The sequence below is a fragment of the Dietzia sp. SYD-A1 genome, from assembly GCF_015356725.1.
GTDB lineage: Bacteria > Actinomycetota > Actinomycetes > Mycobacteriales > Mycobacteriaceae > Dietzia.
On the sequence record NZ_JADDKI010000562.1, the window covers coordinates 1 to 3,903 of the forward strand.

4 protein-coding genes and 1 pseudogene are annotated in these 3,903 nt (G+C 68.3%); all 5 read right to left on the reverse strand.

What is annotated here, in order from left to right; genetic code table 11:
• Positions 1–210 precede the first annotated feature (210 nt).
• The gene (locus tag IY392_RS16965; protein WP_194861867.1) at positions 211–879 is read right to left on the reverse strand and encodes an RNA polymerase sigma factor; all 669 of its coding nucleotides are present in this window, start codon (positions 877–879) and stop codon (positions 211–213) included.
• Between the two features lie 47 nt (positions 880–926).
• Positions 927–2,003 carry an acyl-CoA dehydrogenase family protein gene (locus IY392_RS16970; protein ID WP_194861868.1) on the reverse strand — a complete coding sequence of 359 codons (1,077 nt, stop codon included), beginning with the start codon at positions 2,001–2,003 and terminating at the stop codon, positions 927–929.
• A 44-nt stretch (positions 2,004–2,047) separates the two neighbouring features.
• Positions 2,048–2,515: a cyanase gene (gene cynS, locus IY392_RS16975; protein ID WP_194861869.1), complete on the reverse strand. Its 468-nt coding sequence runs from the start codon at positions 2,513–2,515 to the stop codon at positions 2,048–2,050.
• Between the two features lie 31 nt (positions 2,516–2,546).
• The gene (locus tag IY392_RS16980) at positions 2,547–3,083 is read right to left on the reverse strand and encodes an OsmC family protein (RefSeq protein ID WP_194861870.1); all 537 of its coding nucleotides are present in this window, start codon (positions 3,081–3,083) and stop codon (positions 2,547–2,549) included.
• A 633-nt stretch (positions 3,084–3,716) separates the two neighbouring features.
• Positions 3,717–3,903, reverse strand: a pseudogene (locus IY392_RS19370) (LLM class F420-dependent oxidoreductase); the annotation flags it as partial.

Consider the following 3,903-nt stretch of genomic DNA (forward strand, 5'->3'; position numbering starts at 1 on the left):
GGTCATCTGGGGGTAGGGCGGGGCCGAGGGAGCGGAGCAGAGTTCGGAGGTCCTCGAGTTGACGGAGGTAGACAACGCAAGGCGGACAGGAAGCGAGGTGGGCATGTATCTCGCGATCCCAGGTCGACTCGTCGGCATCGAGCAGTTGGTGAGCCAGGTTCACGAATTCGACACAATCGGGTTCGACCGGGCCGGAGCGGCGAGTCGTGGTCATCGGACCTCCGCGTGGAGATGGGTGGGGTCGGCGCACTGGCCGGTCGTGTAACACTCGAGCGCGCCGCGCAGCCGCGCTCGCGCCCGGTGGAGCAGGGAACGTTGGGTGGTCGCCGGGATGCCGGCGAGTTCCTCCACCTCGGTGGCGGTCAGTCCGTCGACCTCGCGCAGCAACACCACCTGGCGCTGCCGGTCCGGCAACCGGCCGAGTTCGGCAGCGAGTACCCGGCCGAGTTCCGCATTGACGGCAGCCGTCTCGGGCAGGAACCTGGCCTCGGGCGGCATCGACCAGTGACCGGCGTCGGGGTGTCCGTGCGGGTGCATCCGGCCGGCGATGCCGTGGGGGTCGTCCTGCCCGTCGCACTCCGGAACTGCGACGACTTCGTAACGCCGCAGGCGAATCTCCTGCCCGGTGGCCCGGTAGGCCTTGTTCCGCAGCACGGCGTAGAGCCAGGTGCGGAAACCGGAGCGTCCCTCGAAGCCCTCCAGGCCGCCGAGCACGGCGATCCAGGTCTCCTGGACCACATCTTCGGCCGCCGCGCTGGACGGCACGAGCGTTTGGGCGAAGCGGAGCATGCCCGGGTAGTACTCGGCAACCAAGCCTGCGACTTCGTGGCGTTCGCCTCGGGCCAGGACGGCGGCAGGCCCCAGTTCGTCGACGGTCATGGGCACTCCTTTCAGGTGGCTCGTCGCGGGTGCCTCGCTGAATGCGCTTAGGCGCAGCTGGCCAGCTCCCACCTCAGCTGGGCCTCGGACGGCGACTGGACCGGGAAGAAGACGGCCTCGCGCATGCGCCGGGAGGTGCCGGACGAGCGGGCATAGCCCTTACCCCCAGCCGATTTGGTCTCCAGAATCGCGGCCTCGAAAGCGACCTCCGCCGCTTGCAGGCGCAAGGCGAGGAGCTCGGCGCGCCCGGCGGCGTGGGCTGTCGCCTCGGCGCGGGCGTGGGCGGTCATGGCAGAGCGGACCAGCGCGAGCTTTCCCACGAGCCGGTCGACCTCGCCGGCGAACACCGCGTTGACGCCGATGAGCGACGCGCGAGCCTCTTCCAGTGCAGTGGTAGCCAGGCCCACGCAGAGCGCCGTCTGCAGCATCACGAACGTGGGCCGAACGGAGGTGAGGAATGCCTCGAAATCGCTGGTCAACACCTGGTGTGTACCGATCCGGACGTTCTCGATCTTTAGGAACGACGAGGCGGTGGAGCCCAGGGCCATGAGGGAGAAGGGTGGGCCCACTGTGACGCCCGGGGTGTCGACAGGCAGGGCGACCAAAATGCGGTCGCCGGTGGTGGTGCGCGCAGCCGTGACGAGGACGGCGTCCTCGTACAGGTTGGAGGCCCATCGCAGGGTGCCGTCGAGCACCAGTTCCTCACCCTCGACCGTGGCGGTCACGTCGAGGCTGCCACAGCCGGCCAACTCGCGGAACGCCGAGGCCATCCCTGTGACACCGGGGCGCTCCCCGGTGACCATCCCGGTTAGCAGGTCGCGGGAGTAGGGGGTGTCGGCGTGCGCCAGGTACTCCATGGTCATGCGGTGTGCCCAGGCGGTAAACGCCGAGGAAAGGCAGCAGGCGGACACCTGGGCCAGGGTCTCGACCATCCCGAGCAGTCCACCATCACGGTTGCGCGGAAGGCCCGCATCGAGCGCGCCGGTCGAGGCGAGCAAGGGCAGGACGTCTCTGGCGGCGCCCTTCCCACGGTCGAGGTCGTCCGCCCGGGCGGTGACTGTCTCTAACACACCGTCCAGGTCGACGGGAGTAGAGGTGGAAACGGGGATCGCTGTGGCGGTCATGGTGTTCCTCCGAATTGGCATGAGATGGATGGTGGCGGCGGGGCTCACCAGTTGTAATCGAGAAATTTCCCGTCAAAGGTCACGACGACCCGATCGCCACCCGGGTCCGACCGGCGGGCGATGTCGACCTGGAAATTGATGGCACTCATGATCCCGTCACCGAACTCTTCGTGGATCAGAGCTTTGAGCGCCGGTCCGTAGACCATGAGCGCCTCGTGGAATCGGTACAGCGTGGGGTCTGCAGGAGGCGGCCCGACGACGTCGCCTCGGGTGGGCTGGGCGACGAGTGCCTCGACCACGTCGCCGCCCAGCTCCAGGAGGTCGGCTACGGCCGCGGCCTGCGCATTGCTCATAGGGTGCATCCCGAGCAACGCAGCGGTCGTCCACACAGGGGCGCTACCGGCCGCCTCGGCCAGCTCCTCCCAAGACTTGCCGGCGCGGACGCGCGCCGCATCGACGATGCGGCCGGCCTCGGCCTTGTCCAGGACCGTGCGGGGGTCGGTGATGTTCATCGGTGTTCTCCTCGGGTCTCTTGACGGGCGATCAGGCGACGACGGTGGTGTGGGAGACCTTGACCGGGTTTGTCATCGTGTTGACGACCGGTGACCAGCGCATGGCGGATTCGGCGATCTCGGTGAGGTTGGCCTCGTCTGTGTCACCGGCGAGCGTGATGGTGCAACGGATCGCGGTAAACCCCATGATCTTGGCCGGATCGGTGTCGCCGACCCCCCAGACGGCGGAGATGTCGATGTCGCCCTCCATGGCGATCTCGGCGGTGGTCAACGCGATCCCGCGGTGCCCGGCGTTCGCCACCAGGCCCACGTTGATGCAGGACCCGAGCGCAGCTAGGGCGACCTCGGACGGGTTGGGGGCGGCGTTGTCTCCGAGCAGTGCGCACGGCTCGGAGACGAGGACCGGCGCGGTGTCCCGCACTGATGTGAGGTTGCGGAAGCCGGTCTCGCAGACGGTGGTGGCCTTGAGTGTGCGGTGGCCGGTGGAGGGGTTCTCCTTGGAGGTGGCAGACAAGTCGGCCAGGCCGTCTAGGTCGATGTCGACGAGGGTGCGGATGGTCTCGGTCATGGTGGGGTCCTTCTTCGGCGGTGCCGGCGGCGGCCGGTCGGCCGTCCGGGACTCCTCCACGCAGCGACCGCGTCAGCCGGTCACGCAGTGGAGTGTCACCCGGTTCGTTCCCCGCGGACGGCGTTCCGTTGCACTACCCGGCCACCCTTTACACTGACGAAACATCTCGATACGCAGGCGAAACGCCAAAAGTAGAATTGGTGACGTCCGTCACCGGAACCGCTGGGCGTCCGTGTCGACGCCCGGCCCCGTGCCGTCCCGGGGCCAACCAAGGCAAGGACGCCCCTCGGGCACCCACCCAGAATGAGCACGGGAGTCGCGCTCGCGCCGTGCTCGATTTCGACTTCTTCGCTCCGCGCGATCTCCTCACTCGCCTCCGGCTAGATCATGTCGGCGGCGAATCGTTCGGTGTCCATCCTTACTTCGCCCGCCAAGGCGACGAGGGCCGCCTCGGAGTAATCCCGATCGGACCGTGTGAGGCCACCTTCGAACTGGGCGCAGTGAAACTCCCATAAACTGCCCTGCACGTCGTACGGGGCCAGAGCCGCACGCTTGGACTCCGGGCCGAACGCGCTGACGTCGCGCCACTCGATACGAAGGTCCGCCGTCGTCTCTACAGCTGCCGCGCCACCCCGAGGCCACCAGCTCCAGGTGACCGAGGTCGGACATGTCGAGCATCTGCAGGTAGATGCGCCGCGCCCCGATCGCCGAGTAGCGGCCGATGGTGTCGACCACCTGGTCCGGGGTGCCGGCCGCGCCGTTGGCCCGCAGCTCGTCGACCTCCCGGCCGATGGCGTCGGCGCGGCCGGCACCCCGGACC

Excerpts from the sequence above, each read along its gene's own strand:
- IY392_RS16965 (WP_194861867.1), bottom strand. The coding sequence starts at position 879 with ATGACCGTCGACGAACTGGGGCCTGCCGCCGTCCTGGCCCGAGGCGAA.
- IY392_RS16970 (WP_194861868.1), bottom strand. The coding sequence starts at position 2,003 with ATGACCGCCACAGCGATCCCCGTTTCCACCTCTACTCCCGTCGACCTG.
- cynS (WP_194861869.1), bottom strand. The coding sequence starts at position 2,515 with ATGAACATCACCGACCCCCGCACGGTCCTGGACAAGGCCGAGGCCGGC.
- IY392_RS16980 (WP_194861870.1), bottom strand. The coding sequence starts at position 3,083 with ATGACCGAGACCATCCGCACCCTCGTCGACATCGACCTAGACGGCCTG.